Consider the following 19,251-nt stretch of genomic DNA (forward strand, 5'->3'; position numbering starts at 1 on the left):
ATCTGGAGAAGCTGATATGACGATCGCAGTAGACAAGGTTGTGTACACCGCCACGGCGACGGCCCAGGGTGGTCGCGACGGCAAGGTCGCGACCAACGACGGCAAGCTCGACGTTGTCGTCGCGCCGCCCGTCGAGATGGGCGGCAGCGGCAAGGGCACGAACCCCGAGCAGCTGTTCGCGGCCGGCTACGCCGCCTGCTTCCACAGCGCGCTCAAGCTGGTCGCGCGCAAGACCCGCCAGGACGCCGACGGCTCGACCGTCACCGCTGAGGTCGGCATCGGCCCGATCAACGGCGGCGCCGGCTTCGGCTTGGAGGTCGTGCTCGAGGTGAGCCTGCCCGGCGTCGACCGCGCCGTCGCCGAGGAGCTGGTGGCCAAGGCGCACGAGGTCTGCCCGTACTCCAACGCCACCCGGGGCAACATCAAGGTCGACCTCAAGGTCGCCTGAGCGTCCTACCGAGAGCGGCAAAGAGCCCCTGGGAACCTGACGGTCCCAGGGGTTCAGTCCATCCGGGCCAGGGCTTGTTTCAGCAGGGTCTCGGTCTGCGACACCGGTGCCGCCGCGATGGTGAGGGCCTCCATGATCGCGACGTACTCGTCGACCTCTTCGAGCTTGTCGAGGTACAGCGCGCTGGCCGCGTGCTCGATGTAGACGATGTCCGGCAGGTCGCCCTCGGGGAACCGCAGGATGCTGAACGCGCCACCCGCGCCCGGGTACCCGACGCTGCTGAACGGCATGATCTGCAAGGTGATGTTCGGCTCCTGTGCCCACTTCATCAGGTGCTCGATCTGCGCCCGCATGATGTCTTCGCCGCCGACCGGGCGACGCAGGACGGACTCGTCGATGACCACCCAGAGGCGGGCCGGATTCGACCGGGCCAGGATCTGCTGCCGGGTGACCCGCAGCGCGACCCGCTGCTCGACCTCCTCGGCGGGCAGATACGCCTTGCCCATCTGGACGACGGCGCGCGCGTACTCCTCGGTCTGCATCAGCCCCGGGACGAACATCACCTCGTAGGTCCGGATCAGCGTCGCCGCGACCTCCAGGCCGACGTAGTTGGTGAACCAGCTCGGCATCACGTCGCCGTACCGCGACCACCAGCCCGGGTTGTTCGCCGCCCGGGCCAGCTCCATCAGCCGGAAGCGCTCGTCCTCGTCCTGCATGCCGTAGAGCTCGAGCAGGTCGCTGACATCGCGTTCCTTGAACCCGACCCGGCCGAGCTCCATCCGGCTGACCTTGGACTCGGAGGCGCGGATCTGCCAGCCGGCGTCGGCACGACTGATCCCGGCCTGCTCCCGCATCCGCCGCAGCTGTCCGCCGAGCATGATCCGGAGAGCGGTCGGTCCACCGTCTCCACCAGCCACCGTCACTTCCGCACCCACGCCCTCGCCTCGCTCGGGGTTGGCGGGGAGACCCCGCACCCCGTCCACTCACCCATTTCAGCCCGCGATGCTACCGCCTGTCCACGGCAACAGGCGCTATCCCGCCCACTAAGTTACTCCCGGTACGCCGCCGTGGCCGTCTGGTTAGAGTGGCGGGCATGGAGAACGAGATCAGCGTGGTGGACGCCAAGGAGCGCAGCCGGTACGAAGCGGTCGACTCGGACGGCAGCCTGATGGGCTTCGTCGACTACAAGCTGCACCCCGGTGTCATCACCTTCTTGCATGCTGAGACGCTGCCCACCTTCCGCGGCCGTGGTGTGGCCGGCCGGATCGCCACCAAGTCACTCGACGACGCACGGGCCCTCGGGCTGCGGGTCAAGCCGGCCTGCCCGTTCTACCAGGAATACCTCGCCGAGCACACCGAGTACGCCGACCTCGTGAAGCGGGCCGGCGAGTGACTGTACTGATGCCACGCCTCCGGCGCGGCGGGTCATGGGGCTGTAACTCCCGCCCTTCCCTCGTCACTCCAGTCGCTTCGCTCCCTCCGTTCCTCAGTCCAGGCCGGGAGGCCCCATGACCGGCCCGGTGCTGGGCAAGCTCGACTGGAGGCCGGCGGCCGAGGTGCCGGAGTTGCTGGCCGAGCCGGTCCGCGACGGTCTCGGGTCGATCCCGGGATACGCGGCCGCGATCGATCCCGGCCTCGCGGACACGGCCGCGTTCTGCGCGGAGTACGACGTACCGATGGCCGCGTCGGCGAACTGCGTGATTGTCCACGGCAAGCGTGCGGGTGAGTCGACGTACGCCGCGGTGATGGTGCTCGCCACCCACCGCGCGGATGTGAACGGCGTGATCCGCAAGCATCTCGGGGTCCGCAAGATCTCGTTCGCCGCCCAGGACGACGCGGTCAGCACGACCAGGATGGAGTACGGCGGCATCACGCCGATCGGGCTGCCCGCGGACTGGCCGGTCCTGGTCGACGCGGCGGTCGCGAACGCCGGACCGGTCGTGATCGGCGGCGGTATCCGCGCATCCAAGCTGCTCGTGGACGGCGCCGACCTCGCCAAGCTCCCGACCGCCGAAGTGCTGGAACTCGCCTCTCCCGTCGGCTGACCACCGGAGGACGAACAAGGCGCCAGACGACGGACCGACGAACCGCCGGAGTAGGACGGCTTAAGGTTGCCCGCGTGGGTTCACTGCTGATCGCCGGTACGACGTCCGACGCGGGTAAGACGACCGTGGTGACCGGGCTGTGCCGGTGGCTGGCCCGCCAGGGTGTGCGGGTGGCGCCGTACAAGGCACAGAACATGTCGAACAACTCGATGGTCTGTGCGGACGGCGCCGAGATCGGCCGGGCCCAGTGGATCCAGGCTGTCGCCGCCGGTGCCGAGCCGGAGGCCGCGATGAACCCGGTGCTGCTCAAACCCGGTAGCGACCGCCGGAGCCACGTCGTGCTGATGGGGGAGCCGTGGGGTGAACTCACCGCCCGCGGATTCCTGACCGAGCGCGTCGAGTTGGCCAAGGCAGCCTTCGCGGCGTACGACGACCTCGCGTCCAGATACGACGTGGTGATCAGCGAGGGCGCGGGCAGCCCGACGGAGATCAACCTGCGCCAGTCGGACTACGTGAACATGGGGCTCGCGCAGCACGCCCAGGCGCCGGTGGTCGTGGTCGGTGACATCGATCGCGGCGGAGTGTTCGCGTCGATGTTCGGTACGGTCGCGTTGCTGGACGCCTCGGATCAGGCGTTGCTCAGCGGGTTCCTGGTGAACAAGTTCCGCGGTGACGTGTCGCTGCTCCAGCCGGGGATCGACATGCTGACGACCGCGACCGGCCGGCCGACGTACGGCGTACTCCCGTGGCTGCCCGAGCTGTGGCTGGACTCCGAGGACGCGCTCGACATCCCGGTACGGCGGACTTCGTCGGCCGACGTGCTCACTGTTGCTGTGGTCCGGCTCCCGCGGATCAGCAACTTCACGGATCTGGACGCGCTGGCGGTCGAGCCGACGAACAGTGTGTTCTTCACGACCAGTCCGGCGGAGGTGCGGGACGCGGATCTCGTCGTACTGCCGGGATCGCGGGCGACCGTGGCGGACTTGCAGTGGTTGCGGGAGCACGGGCTGGCCGATGCGGTGGCTGCTCGGGTCGCGGCCGGGCGGCCGGTGCTGGGGATCTGTGGTGGGTATCAGCTGCTCGGTGCGGCGATCTCAGATCCTCACGGTGTCGAAGGCGGCGGGGAACACACCGGGCTCGGGGTGTTGCCGGTAGCAACCGTGTTTGCCGCGGAGAAGGTGCTGGCCCGGCCGGCGCGGACGGCGTACGAGATCCATCACGGTGTCGTGACGGTCACCGGCGACGCGGCCGGCTTCCCGGGTGGGTGCCGGGTCGGGAACACCTGGGGGACGATCTGGCACGGGCTACTCGATGACGATGCGGCCCGGCATGCGTTCCTGACCGAGGTCGCCGAGTTGACCGGCAAGCCGGCACCGGACGGCACCGTCTCGTTCGCCGCTCTTCGTGAGGCGCGTCTCGATCGGCTCGCCGACGCCATCGACTCGTACGTCGACACAGCGGCGCTGATGAAGCTGATCGAGCACGGCCCGACCTCGCCGCCGTTCGTTCCACCGGGTGCGCCGAAAACTGTCTGAAGGCCGGGCTACTGTCCTCGGCATGACGGATCCACTGGCGGTTGAGCTGCAGAAGTACCTCCAGGCCACGCGTGCGCTGATGCTGGCGAAACTGGACGACCTGTCCGAGTACGACAGACGCCGCCCGCTGGTGCCGTCGGGGACGAACCTGCTCGGCCTGGTCAAGCACCTGACCGGGATCGAGTACGTCTACCTCGGGACGAGCGTGGGCCGCCCGCCGGAGAAGCAGCTCCCGTGGGAGGAGGACGGCTCGGTGTGGGAAGGCGCCGACATGTGGGCCCTCCCGTCCGAGAGCACGGCGTACATCACTGACCTCTACAAGCAGGCCTGTGCGCACGGCGACCGCAGTATCGCCGAGCTCCCGCTGGACACCCCGGCGGAGGTCCCGCACTGGGCCGAAGGCAAACGCGGTACGACGTTCGGCGCCCTGCTGGTCCGTGTCGTCGACGAGACCGCCCACCACGCCGGCCACGCCGACATCCTCCGCGAACTGATCGACGGCCAGGGTGGCGCCGACGCCGGCATGCTCGACGAAGCCGGCTGGACCGACTTCTACACCAAGATCCAGCAAGCCGCGGAAACCTTCCTGACAGACTGAGCCCGTGACCACGGACGGACTCACCGCGTTCCAGCGGGTGCGGGGGCGGTTGTTCGGGATCGCCTACCGGATGCTCGGTACGGCGACGGATGCCGAGGAGATCGTCCAGGAGGCGTGGCTGCGCTGGCAGAGCGCCGACCAAGCCGCGGTGAAGGATCCCGGCGCCTTCCTGGCGAAGGTGGTCACGAACCTGTCGATCAAGCAGCTCACCTCGGCCCGCGTACGGCGGGAGACGTATGTCGGGGAGTGGTTGCCGGAGCCGGTGCTCACCGGCCGGCCGGAGTTCGACGAGCTCGGGCCTCTGGCGGTTGTTGCCGAGCGCGAGTCGGTGTCGTTCGCCCTGCTGCTCCTGCTCGAACGGCTGACTCCGGCCGAGCGAGCGGCGTACGTACTGCGAGAGGCGTTCGCCTACAGCCATCGCGAGGTTGCCGAACTGATCGGCACCTCCGAGGCCAACGCGCGGCAACTCGCGTCCCGCGCGGCCAAGCGGGTCGCCGCCGAGCGGGCCGCTGCCGGGCCGCGGCGTGAGCGCCGGGTGGATCCGGGGGAGTGGCGGAAGCTGGTCGAACGGTTCATCGCGGCCGCCCAGCTCGGTGAGATCGGTGAGCTGGAGGCGTTGCTCGCCGAAGACGTCGTGTCGCGGGCCGACGGCGGTGGCAAGACGTTCGCGGCCCGGAACGCGATCGCCGGTCGCGACCGCGTCGCGCGGTACCTGGTCGGCGTCCTGGAGCGGTTCGGCGCCGGGATCGAACCCCGCTTCGGCGAGGCGAACGGACGGCCCGCACTCGTTGCCGTCAGCCCCGAAGGTGTCGAGGCCGTGTGCTTCATCGAGTTCACCGGCGACCGGATCAGCGACCTGCGGTTCGTGATGAACCCGGACAAACTCACCTTCGCCGTCGCCCAGCTGTCACGAATCGGAGGGCCACCGGATCTGGGCTGGTGAACGAAAGGACACCAGATGGCAGTACTGATGCCACGCCTCCGGCGCGGCGGGTCACGGGGCTTTTGCTCCCGGCCTTCCCTCGTCGCTCCACTCGCTTCGCTCCCTGCGCTCCTCACTCCAGGCCGGGAGGCCCCATGACCAGCATCCTCGTCACCGGCGGCACCGGCACCCTCGGCCGGCCCACCGTCGAACATCTCCGCGCGGCCGGCCATGAGGTCCGCGTCCTCAGCCGCCGGTCGGGACCAGGGCTGATCACAGGAGATCTGAACACCGGCACCGGCATCGCCCCGGCCGTCGAAGGTGTCGACACGATCGTCCACCTCGCGACCGGACTCGGACGGCGGGACGTGCAGCAGGCGCGCAACCTTCTCCAGGCCACACCGCCGACCACTCCTGTGGTGGTCATGTCGATCGTGGGCATCGACCGGATCCCGCTGCCGTACTACCGCGCGAAGCTCGAGGTCGAGCGGCTCGTCGCAGAGTCCGGGACGCCGTACACGATCTTGCGGGCGACCCAGTTCCACGACCTGCTCGACCGGATCTTCTGCCTGAAGCTCCCCGTCATCTTCGCTCCTTCGATCACGCTGCAACCGATCGCGGTGGAGGATGTCGCTGTCCGCCTCACCGAGCTGGCGGCTGAGCCGCCTCACAACGGTCGCGTGCCCGACATCGGTGGTCCGGAGCAGCGGCGGGTCCCGGATCTCGCCCGCGCGTGGGCGTCGGCCCGGGGCTCCCGGCGTCCGGTCGTTCCGCTGCGGGTCCCCGGTAAGACCTTCCGTGCGTACGCCTCCGGTGCGGCGCTCGTCGACCGGCCGTCGTACGGGCGGATCACGTTTGAGGAGCATGTCGCATGAGGGGCTATGTGCGGTCGGTTCTGGTGGTGTTCGCGGCGTACCAACTGGTCCTGGGGTTGTGGTTGACGCTCCTGCCGTCGACGTTCTACGACAATGTGCCGACGGTGGACTGGACGCCGCCGTACAGCGAGCACCTGTTCCGCGACTTCGGCGGTGCGACCCTCGGGCTGGGCATCGTGCTCACCGCCGCGGCGATCCGGTTCGACCGGTTGCTGACCATGGTGGCGCTGCTCGCGTACCTCGCCTTCGCCGTCCCGCACCTGGTCTTCCATCTCGGGCATCTCGAGGGCGACTCGCTCGGCTGGTCGATCGCTCTGGCCGTCATCCTCGCGCTGAGTGTGCTCGTCCCCGCCTCTGCGATCGTCGCGGCGCGCAAGGTGACTTGACGACTGTGACAGTAGCACTGTCACAATAGCGCCTATGGGTCCACTTCAGGGGGTCAAGGTCGTCGAGCTGGCCGGCATCGGTCCCGGGCCGTTCGCCTGCATGATGCTGGCCGAGCTCGGCGCCGAGGTCCTGCGGATCGACCGGCCCGGCGGCGGCCTGTCCTTCGGTCCGCCCGAGCTGGATCTGGTCAACCGCGGTCGCCGCAGCGTGGCCCTGGACCTGAAGAATCCGGCCGCGGCCGGCGTCGTACGACGTTTGGTCGCGCAGGCCGACGTACTGGTCGAAGGGTTCCGGCCCGGTGTCGCCGAGCGGCTCGGGCTCGGGCCTGACGACCTCCAGGCGATCAATCCGAAGCTGGTCTACGGGCGCATGACCGGGTGGGGCCAGGACGGACCGCTGGCTCAGGCGGCAGGCCACGACATCGACTACATCGCACTGTCCGGTGCCCTTCATCTGATCGGGCGCGCGGGTGGCCCGCCGCAGGTGCCGGCCAACGTGCTCGGGGACTTCGCCGGCGGCTCGCTGTACCTCGTCATCGGCGTACTGGCCGCGCTGCACGAGGCACAGCGGAGCGGTCGTGGTCAGATTGTCGACGCGGCGATTGTCGACGGCTCCGCACACCTGACCACGATGATGCTCGGCGCCCTCGCCGCCGGCAGTTGGAAGCAGGAGCGTGGCACGAATCTGCTCGACACCGGTGCGCCGTTCTACGACGTGTACGAGACGTCGGACGGCAAGCACGTCGCCGTCGGAGCGCTGGAGCAGCCGTTCTACGACGAGCTCATCACCAAGCTCGGTATCAACGCCCCGGACCGCAACGACCCGGCCAACTGGCCCGAGCTGCGGAAGGTGCTGACCGAGACCTTCCTGCAGCGCACCCAGGCCGAGTGGACGGAAGAGTTCGACGGCTCGGACGCCTGCGTCGCGCCGGTTCTCTCGCTCGCCGCCGACCACCCGCACCTCGTTGCCCGAGGCACCTTTGTGGAGAAGGACGGGGTCCGCCAGGCCGCCCCCGCACCGCGCTTCTCGCGGACGCCGACCAGCCTCGACCGACCGCCCGTACGGGCCGGACAGCACACCCGCGAGGCTCTCGCCGAGTGGGGTATCACCGATATCGACGACCTGCTGGAGACCGGCGCCGCCGTCCAGCTCTGAGAGGAAACCGCCCGTGGAACGTCAGCTCTTCGACGCCGATCACGATGCCTTCCGGGAGACCGCGCGAGCGTTCTGCGACAAGGAGATCGTGCCGCACCACGACGCCTGGGAGGAGGCCGGCATCGTCCCGCGCGAGGTCTGGACCGCGGCCGGGCAAGCAGGGCTGCTCGGCTTCATGATTCCGGACGAGTACGGCGGTGGCGGTGCCCGTGACTTCCGGTTCAACGCCGTGGTCATCGAGGAGCTGACCCGGGCCCGCGCGAGTGGTGTCGGCTTCGCGATCCACACCGACATCAACTCGGCGTACCTGCTGGACTACGCCACCGACGAGCAGAAGGCGCGCTGGCTGCCCGGGTTCTGCTCCGGTGAGACCATCACCGCGATCGCGATGACCGAGCCCGGTGCCGGCAGCGACCTGCAGGGCATCCAGACCACGGCGCGCCGCGAGGGCGATCACTACGTGCTGAACGGCCAGAAGACGTTCATCTCGAACGGCATCCTGGCCGACCTTGTCATCGTCGTCGCGAAGACCGACCCGGCGGCGGGTGCGCAGGGCATCTCGTTGCTGGTGGTCGAGCGCGGGATGCCGGGGTTCGAGCGGGGCCGCAACCTGGACAAGATCGGCCTCAAGGCGCAGGACACCGCCGAACTGTTCTTCGACAACGTGGCCGTCCCGGTCGGGAATCTGCTCGGCGAGGAGGGCAAGGGCTTCGTCTACCTGATGGAGAAGCTGCCCCAGGAGCGCCTCGCCATCGCGGTCGTCGCGGCCGCGGCCTGTGAGAACCTGCTGGCCCGGACGCTGGAGTACGTGAAGGACCGCAAGGCGTTCGGCCGCCCGATCGGCTCGTTCCAGAACAGCCGGTTCGTGCTGGCCGAGATCGCCACCGAGACCCAGATCGCCCGCGTCTTCGTCGACCGCTGCATCCAGGAGCTGAACGCCGGCAGTCTGACGGTGGCCGAGGCGGCGATGGCGAAGTGGTGGACCACCGAACTGCAGAAGAGGGTCGTGGACCGCTGCCTACAGCTGTACGGCGGCTACGGCTTCATGACCGAGTACCCGATCGCCAAGGCCTACCTCGACACCCGGATCCAGACCATCTACGGCGGCACCACCGAGATCATGAAGGAAATCATCGGCCGGACGATGGGGGTGTAGCACTCACCGGTTACTCGTCCGTCGGCGCTTCCTCGGGAGGCGGTACGTCCGCGTCGGAGTCCACCGGCGGCCGTGGCTTGTCGGCCTCCTTGCGTACCGGCGCCTCGGTGCCGGCAGCAGGGCGTAGGGCGAACCATTCGCTCATCAGTGCTTCTCTCCCGGACACGTCGCGTCACGCGCGGCGGCCGAGGTCTGGGCTAGCACAACAAGCTTGAAGTCTAGACCGCGGCCACGCGTGGCGCTCGTCGATCGCGCGCCTCCGGCGCGACGAAATGATCCGCGGGAGGTGGACTTCCGGCGATGCCGTGGTTGACTTCTGTCAGGTGCGAAGAGGGAGGTCGCCATGGGGATCGTGTCGGAGGGGTTCAGCGGTCGTCGACGGGGTGGTGGCGCGGACCTTCCGCCGGGGCAGTACGTCACCCAGGACTTCCCGGTGCTGTCCGCCGGTCCGACGCCGCACATCCGGACCGAGCACTGGGAGTTCACCGTCACCACGGAGACGGGCGAGGCCTACCGATGGGACTGGGCCGGTCTGCTCGCGATGCCGGCCGAGGAGATCACCAAGGACATCCACTGCGTGACCAGATGGTCGAAGTTCGAGACTGCCTGGAAGGGCGTGTCACTCGACACCCTGCTTGCCGATGTCGAGACCGCGGCCGACTTCGCGCTCGCACACAGTTACGGCGGCTACACGACGAATCTGCCGATGGACGACCTGCTCGACGGCCAGGCCTGGATCGCCTACGAGTACGACCACGATCCGCTCGACCCCGAACACGGTGGCCCGGCCCGCCTGCTCGTGCCGCACCTGTACTTCTGGAAGAGCGCCAAGTGGGTCCGCGGGCTGGTCCTGTCCGACACCGAGGACCTCGGGTTCTGGGAGACCGCCGGCTACCACGAGTACGGAGATCCATGGAAAGAACAGCGATACGCCGGCGACTGAGCTGGCAGGTTGCCACGGTTTCCGACGTACGGCGGGAGACGGCGACCGCCAGGACGCTGGTTCTGGACGTACCGGACTGGCCTGGGCACCAGGCCGGTCAGCACCTCGACGTACGGCTGACCGCACCGGACGGCTATCGGGCCTCCCGGTCGTACTCGATCGCGTCCGCCTGGGCCGGTGACACCATCGACCTCACCGTCGAACAGGTGCCGGACGGCGAAGTCTCGACGTACCTGGTCGATGTGGTGAAGGTCGGCGACCAGTTCGAGGTCCGTGGGCCGGTCGGCGGCTGGTTCGTGTGGAAGCCCGAGCAGGAGGGGCCGGTGCAGCTGATCGGCGGCGGATCCGGGATCGCCCCGCTGATGTCGATGCTGCGCACTCACGCCGCGGCCGACAGTACGGCGCCCGTGCGGCTGCTCTACTCGGTACGACGTCCTGCCTCGGTGATCTACGTGGGCGACCTGAAGGAGCTGGCCGCGGCGGACCACGTCGACGTACATCTCGTGTATACGCGGGAGGCGCCGGCGGGGGAGCCTCGCGTCGGGCGGATCGACGCGGACGTCATCGAGCAGTACGCGTTCACGCCGGCCGAGTCGCCGACGACGTACGTGTGCGGACCGACGCCGTTCGTGGAGACGGTGGCGGACCTGCTGGTCGCGGCCGGGCACGACCCGGCTCGCGTGCGAACTGAACGTTTCGGATAGACAGGAGGCCCGCGATGACCGAGACCCGTTACCTCGACGGCAACGCGGCCGCAGGTGCGCTGAGCAATCTGTTCGCCGTGGACATCACGGCTGCGATCGCTCGCTGCGCCGGCTGCGGCCACACCGGCGTGTTCGCCGACACCCGGCTGTACGTCGACGCACCCGGCCTGGTCGCCCGGTGTTCCGGCTGCGACGGCGTACTGCTGCGCGTCGTGACCACCCCGACGGACACCTACGTGGATCTCCGCGGCCTCACCTACCTCAAGGTGCCGAACGAGTAGCCGGCAAGTGATCTGCCGTCGCGTTGTGGCGCACGGACTCGTCCAGGGCGTGTTCTTCCGGGACAGCTGTCGCCGGGAGGCGCAGAAGGCCGGAGTCCGCGGGTGGGTGCGGAACCGGCCGGACGGCACCGTGGAGGCGCTCTTCGAGGGGTCTGAGGACGATGTCCAGCGCATGCTGGACTGGGTCCGGCGCGGACCGGCGTACGCCCGGGTCGAGCGGGTCGACGTCATCGAGGAGCAGCCGACCGGGCACACAGGCTTCGTGATCACCCTCTAGCCAGGACATCGCATGGTCGCGCCTAGCGGCGGGACGGTTTGGTGCCGGTACGGCGGATGGTGTCGCGTTGCGTCTCGCCGACGGCTCGTTCGTAGGCGAGCACCAGTCCCTGAATCGTCACGGGCTTGAACCGTTCGACCAGGTGCTGGATGTGCTCCGGCGGCCCGCCCGAGTCGCGGTAGTGCGGCCAGACCTTGGTGCGGAAGACCTCGGTGAGTTCCTCGGCGATGGCGCGGCCGTGTTCGGTGAAGATGCGGCCGGCGGCCTGCACTGCCTCGACCGGGAGGTCCAGGTCGAGGAGCTCGACGCCGAGGCTCAGGTGGGCGGTCGCGACCTGGAAGACGTCCTCGTCCGGGGTCGGCTCGACCACGCCGAGGGCGACCAGCATCTCGATGTCGTCATCGCTCAGCTCGCGGGCGGTACGACGTACCAGCGCCGACCGATCCAGCGTCTCCGGCAGGTCCCGCATCCAGGGAGTGAGTAGCGTCCGGTGCAGCGCGATGTCCTGCGGTGTCGCGTCGGCCGGGATCCGGTCCAGGTAGCCCTCGATCGCCGACAGCGTGAACCCGTGCGCCTGCAACTCCCGCACCAGGTCCAGCCGCGCGATGTGCTCCGGCCCGTAGTACCCGACCCGCCCACGCCGGATCGGCGGCGGTATCAACCCGCGCCCGGCGTAGAAACGCAACGTCCGTACCGTCATCCCGACCCTCGTCGACAACTCGTCGACAGTGAGGGTCGCTTCATCCCCCGCGACTTCAGACATGGCGGAGATCATAACGACCCCACTTGACCACCGTGACACCAGAACTGTCACAATCGGGGAGACGACTCGACCGACGGGATCATCATGACTGTATTGATGCCACGCCTCCGGCGCGGCGGGCCACGGGGCTTGTGCTCCCGGCCTTCCCTCGTCGTTCCGGTCGCTTCGCTCCCTCCACTCCTCAGTCCAGGCCGGGAGGCCCCGTGACCAGTGAAGCCTTCCTGTACGACGCGATCCGCACCCCGCGCGGTAAGGGCAAACCGACCGGTGCGCTGTACGAGGTCAAGCCGATCCAGCTGATCACCGGCCTGCTGCACGAGCTGCGCAACCGGCACCCCGACCTCGATCCGGCGACGATCGACGACGTGGTCCTGGGCGTCGTCACGCCGATCGGCGACCAGGGCATGGATATCGCCCGTACGGCGGTCCTCGCGGCCGGCTACCCGGAGACGACGGGCGGCGTGCAGCTCAACCGCTTCTGCGCGTCCGGTCTGGAAGCGGTCAACCAGGCCGCCCAGCGGGTCCGCTCCGGCTGGGAGGACTTCATCCTGGCCGGTGGTGTCGAGTCGATGTCGCGGGTGCCGATGGCCTCCGACGGCGGCGCCTGGGCGATGGATCCCGAGACGGCGCTCGAGACGAACTTCATCCCGCAGGGCATCAGCGCGGACCTGATCGCGACCCTCGACGGCTTCTCCCGGACCGACGTCGACACGTACGCCGCCGAGTCGCACGCGCGGGCCGCCAAGGCCTGGGCCAACGGCTACTTCGCCCGCTCGGTGGTCCCGGTGAACGACCGCAACGGCCTCCAGATCCTGGATCACGACCAGTTGGTCCGGCCCGGTACGACGGTCGAGACGCTGGCCGGCCTGCCACCGTCGTTCGCGGCGATCGGGGAGCACGGCGGGTTCGACGCGGTCGCGCTGGAGAAGTACTTGACGGTCGAGCGGATCGAGCACGTCCACCACGCCGGCAACTCGTCCGGCATCGTCGACGGCGCCGCCCTGGTTGCCATCGGCAATGAGAAGGCCGGCGAGGCGCTCGGCCAGGCGCCCCGCGGCCGGGTGGTCGCGACCGGTGTCAGCGGCGCCGACCGACCATCATGCTCACCGGTCCGGCGCCGGCCGCCCGCAAGGCGCTGGCCAAGGCCGGTCTCGAGGTCGGCGACATCGATCTGTTCGAGATGAACGAGGCGTTCGCCGCCGCGGTCCTGCATTTCATGTCCGATCTCGGCGTACCGCACGAGAAGGTCAACGTGAACGGCGGCGCGATCGCGCTCGGCCACCCCCTCGGCGCCACCGGCGCGATGCTGATCGGAACCCTGCTGGACGAACTGGAGCGGCGTGAGCTCCGGTACGGACTGGCCACCCTGTGCGTCGGCGGCGGGATGGGCGTCGCGACGATCATCGAGAGGCTTGCGGCATGATCTCCTGGAACAACGTCGAGGGTGTCGTCACGCTGACGATGGACGATCCGTCTGCGTCCGCCAACACCATGAACGAGGCGTACGTCGCCGCGATGGGGCAGACCATCGAACGTTTGCAGGCGGAGAAATCCGAGCTCAAGGGCGTCGTCATCACCAGCGCCAAGTCGACGTTCTTCGCCGGCGGCAACCTGCAGATGCTGTCCCAGATCCAGCCCGCGCAGGTCGGCGAGGTCTTCGCGACGATCGAAGAGGTCAAGCGACAGCTCCGCGCCCTGGAAACGCTGGGTGTGCCGGTCGTTGCCGCGATCAACGGTGCCGCCCTCGGTGGTGGGCTCGAGATCGCGCTGGCCTCTCACCACCGCATCGTTGCCGATGACAACCGGATCGAGATCGGTGTGCCCGAGGTGACTCTCGGCCTGCTTCCGGGCGGCGGTGGTGTCACCCGCACGGTCCGGATGCTCGGCCTGCAGGACGCCCTGATGAAGGTGCTCCTCCAGGGCCAGCGGATGAAGCCTGCGCACGCCCAGTCCGTCGGCATCGTCGACGAGGTGGTCCCGGCTGACGACTTGCTCGATGCGGCCTACCGGTGGATCGCGTCGTACGACGGTGACGCCAAGCAGCCGTGGGACCGCGACGGTTACAAGATCCCCGGCGGTACGCCGTCGTCCCCGAAGCTGGCCGCGTTCCTGCCGGCCTTCCCGGCGAACCTGCGCAAGCAGTTGAAGGGTGCGCCGTACCCCGCGCCGCGGGCGATCATGAGTGCCGCGGTCGAAGGCAGTCAGGTCGACTTCGACACGGCATCGCGGATCGAGTCGCGGTACTTCGTGTCACTGGCGACCGGGCAGATCGCCAAGAACATGATCCAGGCGTTCTTCTTCGACCTGCAGGCGATCAACGCCGGCGCTTCGCGGCCGAGCGGCGTACCGAAGTACTCCGCCCGTAAGGTCGGCGTCCTCGGCGCGGGCATGATGGGCGCCGGGATCGCCTACGTGTGCGCGAAGGTGGGCATCGAGGTCGTGCTGAAGGACGTCTCGCTCGAGGCGGCCGCTCGCGGGAAGGCGTACTCCGAGAAGCTGCTGGCCAAGCAGGTGCAGAAGGGCCGGACGACCGCTGCTCAGGTGGAGGAGTTCCTCAGCCGGATCACGCCGACCGCGGACCCGAACGACCTGGCCGGCTGCGATCTGGTGATCGAGGCGGTGTTCGAGAGCGAGGAGCTCAAGCAGAAGGTCTTCGCCGAGATCGCCGGCGTGGTCGAGCCGGACGCGCTGCTCTGCTCGAACACCTCGACCCTGCCGATTACCAGCCTCGCCGACGGTATCGACCGGCCGGACGACTTCATCGGCATGCACTTCTTCTCACCGGTCGACCGGATGCCGCTGGTCGAGCTGATCGTGGGGGAGAAGACCTCGGACCGGGCCATCGCCCAGGCGTACGACGTGGTCCGGCAGATCAAGAAGACGCCGATCGTGGTCAACGACAGCCGTGGCTTCTTCACCTCCCGGGTGTTCGGCACCCTGGTGATGGAGGGAGCCGCGATGGTTGCCGAGGGCGTCGACCCGGTGACGATCGAGCGGGCCGCGACCCAGATGGGCTTCCCGGCACCGCCATTGGCGATGCTCGACGAGGTCACGCTGACGCTGCCGCAGAAGATCCGCGACGCGGCGCTCGCCGCCGGCGACAACGCGGGCGCCTTCGACGACCACCCGGGGATGGCCGTGACCGACCGGCTGGTCAACGAGTTCGACCGCCGGGGGAAGGCGGCCGGTGCCGGCTTCTACGACTACCCCGCGGATGGGCCGAAGCGTCTTTGGCGCGGCTTGTGGGAGCACTTCCCGCGACAGGGCGCCGTACCGCTGCTCGATGTGCAGGAGCGGATGACGTTCGCGATGGCGCTGGAGACGGTCAAGTGCCTGGACGAGGGAGTACTACGCTCCGTCGCCGACGCGAATATCGGATCGATCTTCGGCATCGGGTTCCCGCCGCTGCACGGTGGCGCGCTGCAGTACATCAACGCGTTCGGTCTGCCGGCCTTCGTCACCCGGTCGCGCGAGCTGGCGGCGTCGTACGGACCCCGCTTCGAGCCGCCCGCGCTGCTGGTCCGCAAGGCCGAGGCCGGCGAGACCTTCGGCTGACCACGCAGCGAAACCGGGCCGAGCAACACTCCACACTTTCGAACAAAGAACAGCGCGCCCGGTCTTGCGCCGGGCGCGCTTTTGAGCGATCGTGCTACCACTTCTCCAACGATTCACCTGACCGCCCGCGGCACTGGGATCGTCGAGGGCAACGACTCCGTGCCCGAAACGTCATGTGCCGAAGGCTGTTGCGATGTTCGATCGAGTTGTAGCGTGTGCGAAATCGGAGATGCTTAACGCTGTTAAGTAACTCGGAACCGTCGGCGTCGTACCCCTGCGGCGCTGCTCTCGGGAAGGTGGAAGTTATGCCTGCTCATGTTCCGAACGCCGGCTTGTCCCGGCGGGACCTGCTGAAGCGGACCGGCGGCCTGGCCGCGCTGGCCGCGTTCACCGCCGCGTGCGGTGGCAATACCGGCAGACCGTCCGGAGGCGGGGGAGACGGCGGCGGAGCCAAGGTCAACCTCGCGCAGTGGTACCACCAGTACGGCGAGGCCGGCACGAAGGAAGCCGCCCTGAAGTACGCCAAGGCGTACACGGACTCCAATGTCGCCGTGCAGTGGACCCCTGGTGACTACGGCAGCAAACTGTCGGCCGGTCTGCTGTCCAACAAGGGACCGGACGTCTTCGAGAGCCAGCTGAACATCGGCATGGTCAAGGGCAACCAGGTGGTGCCCCTCGACGACATCATCGCCGACGTGAAGGACGACTTCCAGCCGGGTGACCTGGCCACCAACACCGTCGACGGCAAGATCTACGGCATCCGGATGATCGTCGACCCGCAGGTGATCTACTACAAGAAGAGCCTGCTGGACAAGGCCGGCATCAAGCCGCCGGAGACGATCGACGACCTGATCGCCGCGGCCAAGGAACTCACCACGAACAAGGCGAAGGGCATCTTCGTCGGCAACGACGGCGGCCTCGCCATGGGCGGACCGTCACTGTGGTCGTCCGGCGGCTCCTACCTGACCGAGGACAACAAGCCGGGCTTCACCGGCGACCGCGCGGCCCAGGCGTTCTCCAAGCTGCACCAGCTGTACGCCGACAAGAGCGTGCTGCTCGGTGCGCCGACGGACTGGTGGGACCCGGGCGCGATCAACCAGGGCCTGGTCGCGATGCAGTGGATCGGCATGTGGGCGGTCCCGGGGATGCAGAAGGTGCTCGGCGACGACATCGGCGTGATCCCGTTCCCGAAGCTGGACGCCCAGGGTCAGCCGGCCGTGTACTCCGGCGGCTGGACGCAGTTCGTCTCGGCGAAGAGCCCGAACATCGACGCGGCGAAGAAGTTCGTCAAGTGGCTGTGGATCGACCAGGAGGACTTCCAGGAGGACTGGTCGCTGAACTACGGCTTCCACATCCCGCCGCGGAAGAGCCTCGCGGCCAAGGCGGCCAAACTGCAGAGCGGTGTCGCCGCGGAGACGGTGAAGCTCACCCAGGACTACGGCCACACCGACAACCCGGCGTGGACTCCGAAGATGGGTACGGCGTTCGCCGATATGCTCACCAACATCATCCGGAAGGGGGCCGACCCCGCCGCGGAGATCACGAAAGCAGAGAAGACCGTCAACACTGAACTGACGCGGCTGTTCGGATGAGCACGAGCACCCCTACGAAGGCAGCTGACCCCGCCGCCACTGGTGAGCGGCGGGGGACCCGACGCAACAAGGGGATCGCGGGGAACACCCGCTGGTTCTGGATCTTCGTCGGGCCGTTCGTCCTCGGTCTGCTGATCTTCTCCTACCTGCCGATCATCTGGAGCCTGGTCCTCAGCTTCTTCGAGGCCTACAACACGGTCACACCGTCGAAGTTCGTCGGGTTCCAGAACTACGTCGACATGCTGACCGACCAGGCGTTCCTGTCCAGCCTCGGCACGTTCACGCTGTTCGCGGTGTTCATCGTGCCGCTGACGTTCGCGTTGTCGCTGGCGCTGGCGCTGCTGGTCAACCAGGTGAAGATCGCGCGGGCGTTCTTCCGGTCGGTGTTCTTCCTGCCGACCGCCTGCTCCTACGTGGTCGCGTCGCTGATCTGGCGGCTGTCGATCTTCAACGGTGTCCGGTTCGGCCTGGCCAACACGGTGCTCGGCTGGTTCGGCATCGACGGGGTCGCCTGGCTGTCCACGATCGATCCGCCGTACTACTGGATTCCGATCGTCACCGTGCGGCTGTGGCTGCAGCTCGGGTTCTACATGATCCTGTTCATCGCCGGGCTCCAGCGGATCTCGCCGACGCTCTACGAAGCGGCGTACGTCGATGGTGCCAAACCCGGCTGGCAGGTGTTCCGCTACATCACGCTGCCACAGTTGCGTGCCACGTCGGTCGCCGTACTGATCCTCAACCTGATCGCGGCGTACCAGGCGTTCGACGAGTTCTACAACCTGATCGGCAACGCGAGCTTCGCCCGGCCGCCACTGGTGTATCTGTACGGCATCTCGCTGGGATCGATCCAGGACCTCGGCCACGGCTCGGCCGGCGCACTGATCCTGGCCGTCATCATCATGCTCGTCACGCTGCTGCAGAACAGAATCTTCGGATTCGGGAAGGCAGGTGACTGATGGCCGTCTCCGAACGTACGACCGGAACACCACAACCGATCGGCTTCAGCCGCAGCGGCGCGGGACGAATCGGTCTCGTGCTCCGCTGGATCGCGCTGTTCATCGCGGTGGTGCTGTTCCTGCTGCCGTTCTACCTGATCCTGCGCAACGCGTTGTCGACCGAGGCCGACATCACCGCACCGGACTGGACGCTGTTCCCCAAGGACTTGCAGTGGGGGAACATCGGCGAACTGTTCAGGGACACCCAGGTGCCGATGGCGCGATCGCTGTACAACTCGGCGGTGGTCGGCATCCTCGGTACTGCGGGACAGTTGCTGCTGGCATCGATGGCGGGGTACGGGCTGGCCCGGATTCCTTACAAGCACGCGGACAAGGTGTTCTACGCGATCATCGCGACGCTGATGATCCCGGGTGCGGTGACCTTCATCCCGAGCTTCATCGTGGTGTCCTCACTGGGGTGGGTCAGTTCGCTGCGGGGTCTCATCATTCCGACGTTGTTCAGTGGGTTCGCGGCGTTCCTGTTCCGGCAGTACTTCCTGAACTTCCCGCGCGAGTTGGAGGAGGCTGCCCGGGTCGACGGTGCCGGGCACTTCGGGGTGTTCTGGCGGATCGTCGTACCGAACTCCCTGCCGTTCTTCGCCGCCCTGGCCGCCATCACCTTCATCGGCAACTGGAACTCCTTCCTCTGGCCGCTGGTGATCGGGCAGGACTCGAACTCGTGGACGGTCCAGGTCGCGATGTCGACGTTCGTCACAGCCCAAACCATCAACATCCACGAACTCTTCATGGCCGCAGCGGTCTCGATCCTGCCGCTGGTCCTCATCTTCCTGTTCCTCCAGCGCTACCTGATCCAAGGAGTAACCCAGTCCGGCATCAAGGACTAGACGGGTGGCGAGCGCCCGAAAGGACACCGCCTCCGGCAACGGACACCGCCTTCGGCGGCGACTGTCCATTCAGCGGCCTGCGGCCGCGCCGGCACCCGACCACGGACTGATGTGATCGGCGCGAACCAACTGCATGAGCGGCAGAACCACAAGACTCCAACTCGCACACCGAGTT

General features: G+C 68.0%; 21 protein-coding genes and 1 pseudogene. 19 read left to right on the top strand and 3 right to left on the bottom strand.

The features are described 5' to 3' along the window. The first annotated feature begins 16 nt into the window (after nt 1–16). On the top strand, nt 17–448 hold the full coding sequence (locus tag ACGFIF_RS05935) for an organic hydroperoxide resistance protein (protein ID WP_393151912.1): 432 nt from the start codon (nt 17–19) through the stop codon (nt 446–448). A 53-nt stretch (nt 449–501) separates the two neighbouring features. Here the strand turns inward: ACGFIF_RS05935 and ACGFIF_RS05940 are convergent, their stop codons facing one another. Further along, nucleotides 502–1,326: a helix-turn-helix domain-containing protein gene (locus ACGFIF_RS05940; protein WP_393153647.1), complete on the bottom strand. Its 825-nt coding sequence runs from the start codon at nt 1,324–1,326 to the stop codon at nt 502–504. A 215-nt stretch (nt 1,327–1,541) separates the two neighbouring features. Here ACGFIF_RS05940 and ACGFIF_RS05945 point away from each other — a divergent pair, with 215 nt between their 5' ends. The 9 genes from ACGFIF_RS05945 (at nt 1,542) to ACGFIF_RS05985 (ending at nt 9,121) form a co-directional block, all read left to right on the top strand. Continuing rightward, entirely contained in the window at nt 1,542–1,841 is a 300-nt protein-coding gene (locus tag ACGFIF_RS05945; RefSeq protein WP_393151914.1) for a GNAT family N-acetyltransferase, read from the top strand. A 115-nt stretch (nt 1,842–1,956) separates the two neighbouring features. Beyond that, entirely contained in the window at nt 1,957–2,493 is a 537-nt protein-coding gene (locus tag ACGFIF_RS05950; RefSeq protein ID WP_393151916.1) for a YbaK/EbsC family protein, read from the top strand. 74 nt (nt 2,494–2,567) lie between these two features. Beyond that, entirely contained in the window at nt 2,568–4,028 is a 1,461-nt protein-coding gene (locus tag ACGFIF_RS05955; protein ID WP_393151918.1) for a cobyric acid synthase, read from the top strand. A gap of 22 nt (nt 4,029–4,050) precedes the next feature. Further along, complete coding sequence (locus ACGFIF_RS05960; protein WP_393151920.1) at nt 4,051–4,626, top strand: DinB family protein; 576 nt, start codon at nt 4,051–4,053, stop codon at nt 4,624–4,626. 4 nt (nt 4,627–4,630) lie between these two features. After that, a complete protein-coding gene (locus ACGFIF_RS05965) occupies nt 4,631–5,569 on the top strand; it encodes an RNA polymerase sigma-70 factor (protein WP_393151922.1) in 939 nt (312 codons plus the stop codon). A 134-nt stretch (nt 5,570–5,703) separates the two neighbouring features. After that, nucleotides 5,704–6,423, top strand: a complete 720-nt coding sequence (locus ACGFIF_RS05970) for an SDR family oxidoreductase (protein WP_393151924.1) — start codon at nt 5,704–5,706, stop codon at nt 6,421–6,423. Then, a complete protein-coding gene (locus ACGFIF_RS05975) occupies nt 6,420–6,809 on the top strand; it encodes a hypothetical protein (RefSeq protein ID WP_393151926.1) in 390 nt (129 codons plus the stop codon). The genes ACGFIF_RS05970 and ACGFIF_RS05975 overlap by 4 nt, the downstream gene beginning before the upstream one ends. A gap of 34 nt (nt 6,810–6,843) precedes the next feature. Further along, a complete protein-coding gene (locus tag ACGFIF_RS05980; protein WP_393151928.1) occupies nt 6,844–7,965 on the top strand; it encodes a CaiB/BaiF CoA transferase family protein in 1,122 nt (373 codons plus the stop codon). A 13-nt stretch (nt 7,966–7,978) separates the two neighbouring features. Beyond that, nucleotides 7,979–9,121, top strand: a complete 1,143-nt coding sequence (locus ACGFIF_RS05985) for an acyl-CoA dehydrogenase family protein (protein WP_393151930.1) — start codon at nt 7,979–7,981, stop codon at nt 9,119–9,121. 10 nt (nt 9,122–9,131) lie between these two features. Here the strand turns inward: ACGFIF_RS05985 and ACGFIF_RS05990 are convergent, their stop codons facing one another. Then, the gene (locus tag ACGFIF_RS05990; RefSeq protein ID WP_393151932.1) at nt 9,132–9,266 is read right to left on the bottom strand and encodes a hypothetical protein; all 135 of its coding nucleotides are present in this window, start codon (nt 9,264–9,266) and stop codon (nt 9,132–9,134) included. A gap of 198 nt (nt 9,267–9,464) precedes the next feature. Here ACGFIF_RS05990 and ACGFIF_RS05995 point away from each other — a divergent pair, with 198 nt between their 5' ends. Genes ACGFIF_RS05995 through ACGFIF_RS06010 form a run of 4 tightly spaced genes read left to right on the top strand, consistent with a single transcriptional unit; the run spans nt 9,465 to nt 11,326 of the window. Further along, complete coding sequence (locus ACGFIF_RS05995) at nt 9,465–10,064, top strand: molybdopterin-dependent oxidoreductase (protein ID WP_393151934.1); 600 nt, start codon at nt 9,465–9,467, stop codon at nt 10,062–10,064. After that, a complete protein-coding gene (locus ACGFIF_RS06000; RefSeq protein ID WP_393151936.1) occupies nt 10,034–10,768 on the top strand; it encodes a ferredoxin reductase in 735 nt (244 codons plus the stop codon). The genes ACGFIF_RS05995 and ACGFIF_RS06000 overlap by 31 nt, the downstream gene beginning before the upstream one ends. 14 nt (nt 10,769–10,782) lie before the next feature. Beyond that, nucleotides 10,783–11,049: a DUF6510 family protein gene (locus ACGFIF_RS06005; RefSeq protein ID WP_393151938.1), complete on the top strand. Its 267-nt coding sequence runs from the start codon at nt 10,783–10,785 to the stop codon at nt 11,047–11,049. A 25-nt stretch (nt 11,050–11,074) separates the two neighbouring features. Beyond that, nucleotides 11,075–11,326 carry an acylphosphatase gene (locus ACGFIF_RS06010; RefSeq protein ID WP_393151940.1) on the top strand — a complete coding sequence of 84 codons (252 nt, stop codon included), beginning with the start codon at nt 11,075–11,077 and terminating at the stop codon, nt 11,324–11,326. Nucleotides 11,327–11,348: 22 nt separating this feature from the next. Here the strand turns inward: ACGFIF_RS06010 and ACGFIF_RS06015 are convergent, their stop codons facing one another. After that, nucleotides 11,349–12,089, bottom strand: a complete 741-nt coding sequence (locus ACGFIF_RS06015) for a MerR family transcriptional regulator (RefSeq protein ID WP_393151942.1) — start codon at nt 12,087–12,089, stop codon at nt 11,349–11,351. A 203-nt stretch (nt 12,090–12,292) separates the two neighbouring features. Here ACGFIF_RS06015 and ACGFIF_RS06020 point away from each other — a divergent pair. From ACGFIF_RS06020 to ACGFIF_RS06040, 5 genes and pseudogenes are all read left to right on the top strand, one after another. Next, nucleotides 12,293–13,512 (top strand): annotated as a pseudogene (locus ACGFIF_RS06020) (acetyl-CoA C-acetyltransferase). Next, the gene (locus ACGFIF_RS06025; RefSeq protein WP_393151944.1) at nt 13,509–15,644 is read left to right on the top strand and encodes a 3-hydroxyacyl-CoA dehydrogenase NAD-binding domain-containing protein; all 2,136 of its coding nucleotides are present in this window, start codon (nt 13,509–13,511) and stop codon (nt 15,642–15,644) included. The pseudogene ACGFIF_RS06020 and the gene ACGFIF_RS06025 overlap by 4 nt, the downstream one beginning before the upstream one ends. Before the next feature lie 305 nt (nt 15,645–15,949). Then, the gene (locus tag ACGFIF_RS06030) at nt 15,950–17,236 is read left to right on the top strand and encodes an ABC transporter substrate-binding protein (protein WP_393151946.1); all 1,287 of its coding nucleotides are present in this window, start codon (nt 15,950–15,952) and stop codon (nt 17,234–17,236) included. Next, nucleotides 17,233–18,192, top strand: a complete 960-nt coding sequence (locus ACGFIF_RS06035) for a carbohydrate ABC transporter permease (protein ID WP_393151948.1) — start codon at nt 17,233–17,235, stop codon at nt 18,190–18,192. Before ACGFIF_RS06030 ends, ACGFIF_RS06035 begins: the two co-directional genes overlap by 4 nt. Continuing rightward, entirely contained in the window at nt 18,192–19,076 is an 885-nt protein-coding gene (locus ACGFIF_RS06040; RefSeq protein ID WP_393151950.1) for a carbohydrate ABC transporter permease, read from the top strand. Before ACGFIF_RS06035 ends, ACGFIF_RS06040 begins: the two co-directional genes overlap by 1 nt. Nucleotides 19,077–19,251 lie beyond the last annotated feature (175 nt).

The sequence above is a fragment of the Kribbella sp. NPDC049174 genome, from assembly GCF_043197365.1.
GTDB lineage: Bacteria > Actinomycetota > Actinomycetes > Propionibacteriales > Kribbellaceae > Kribbella.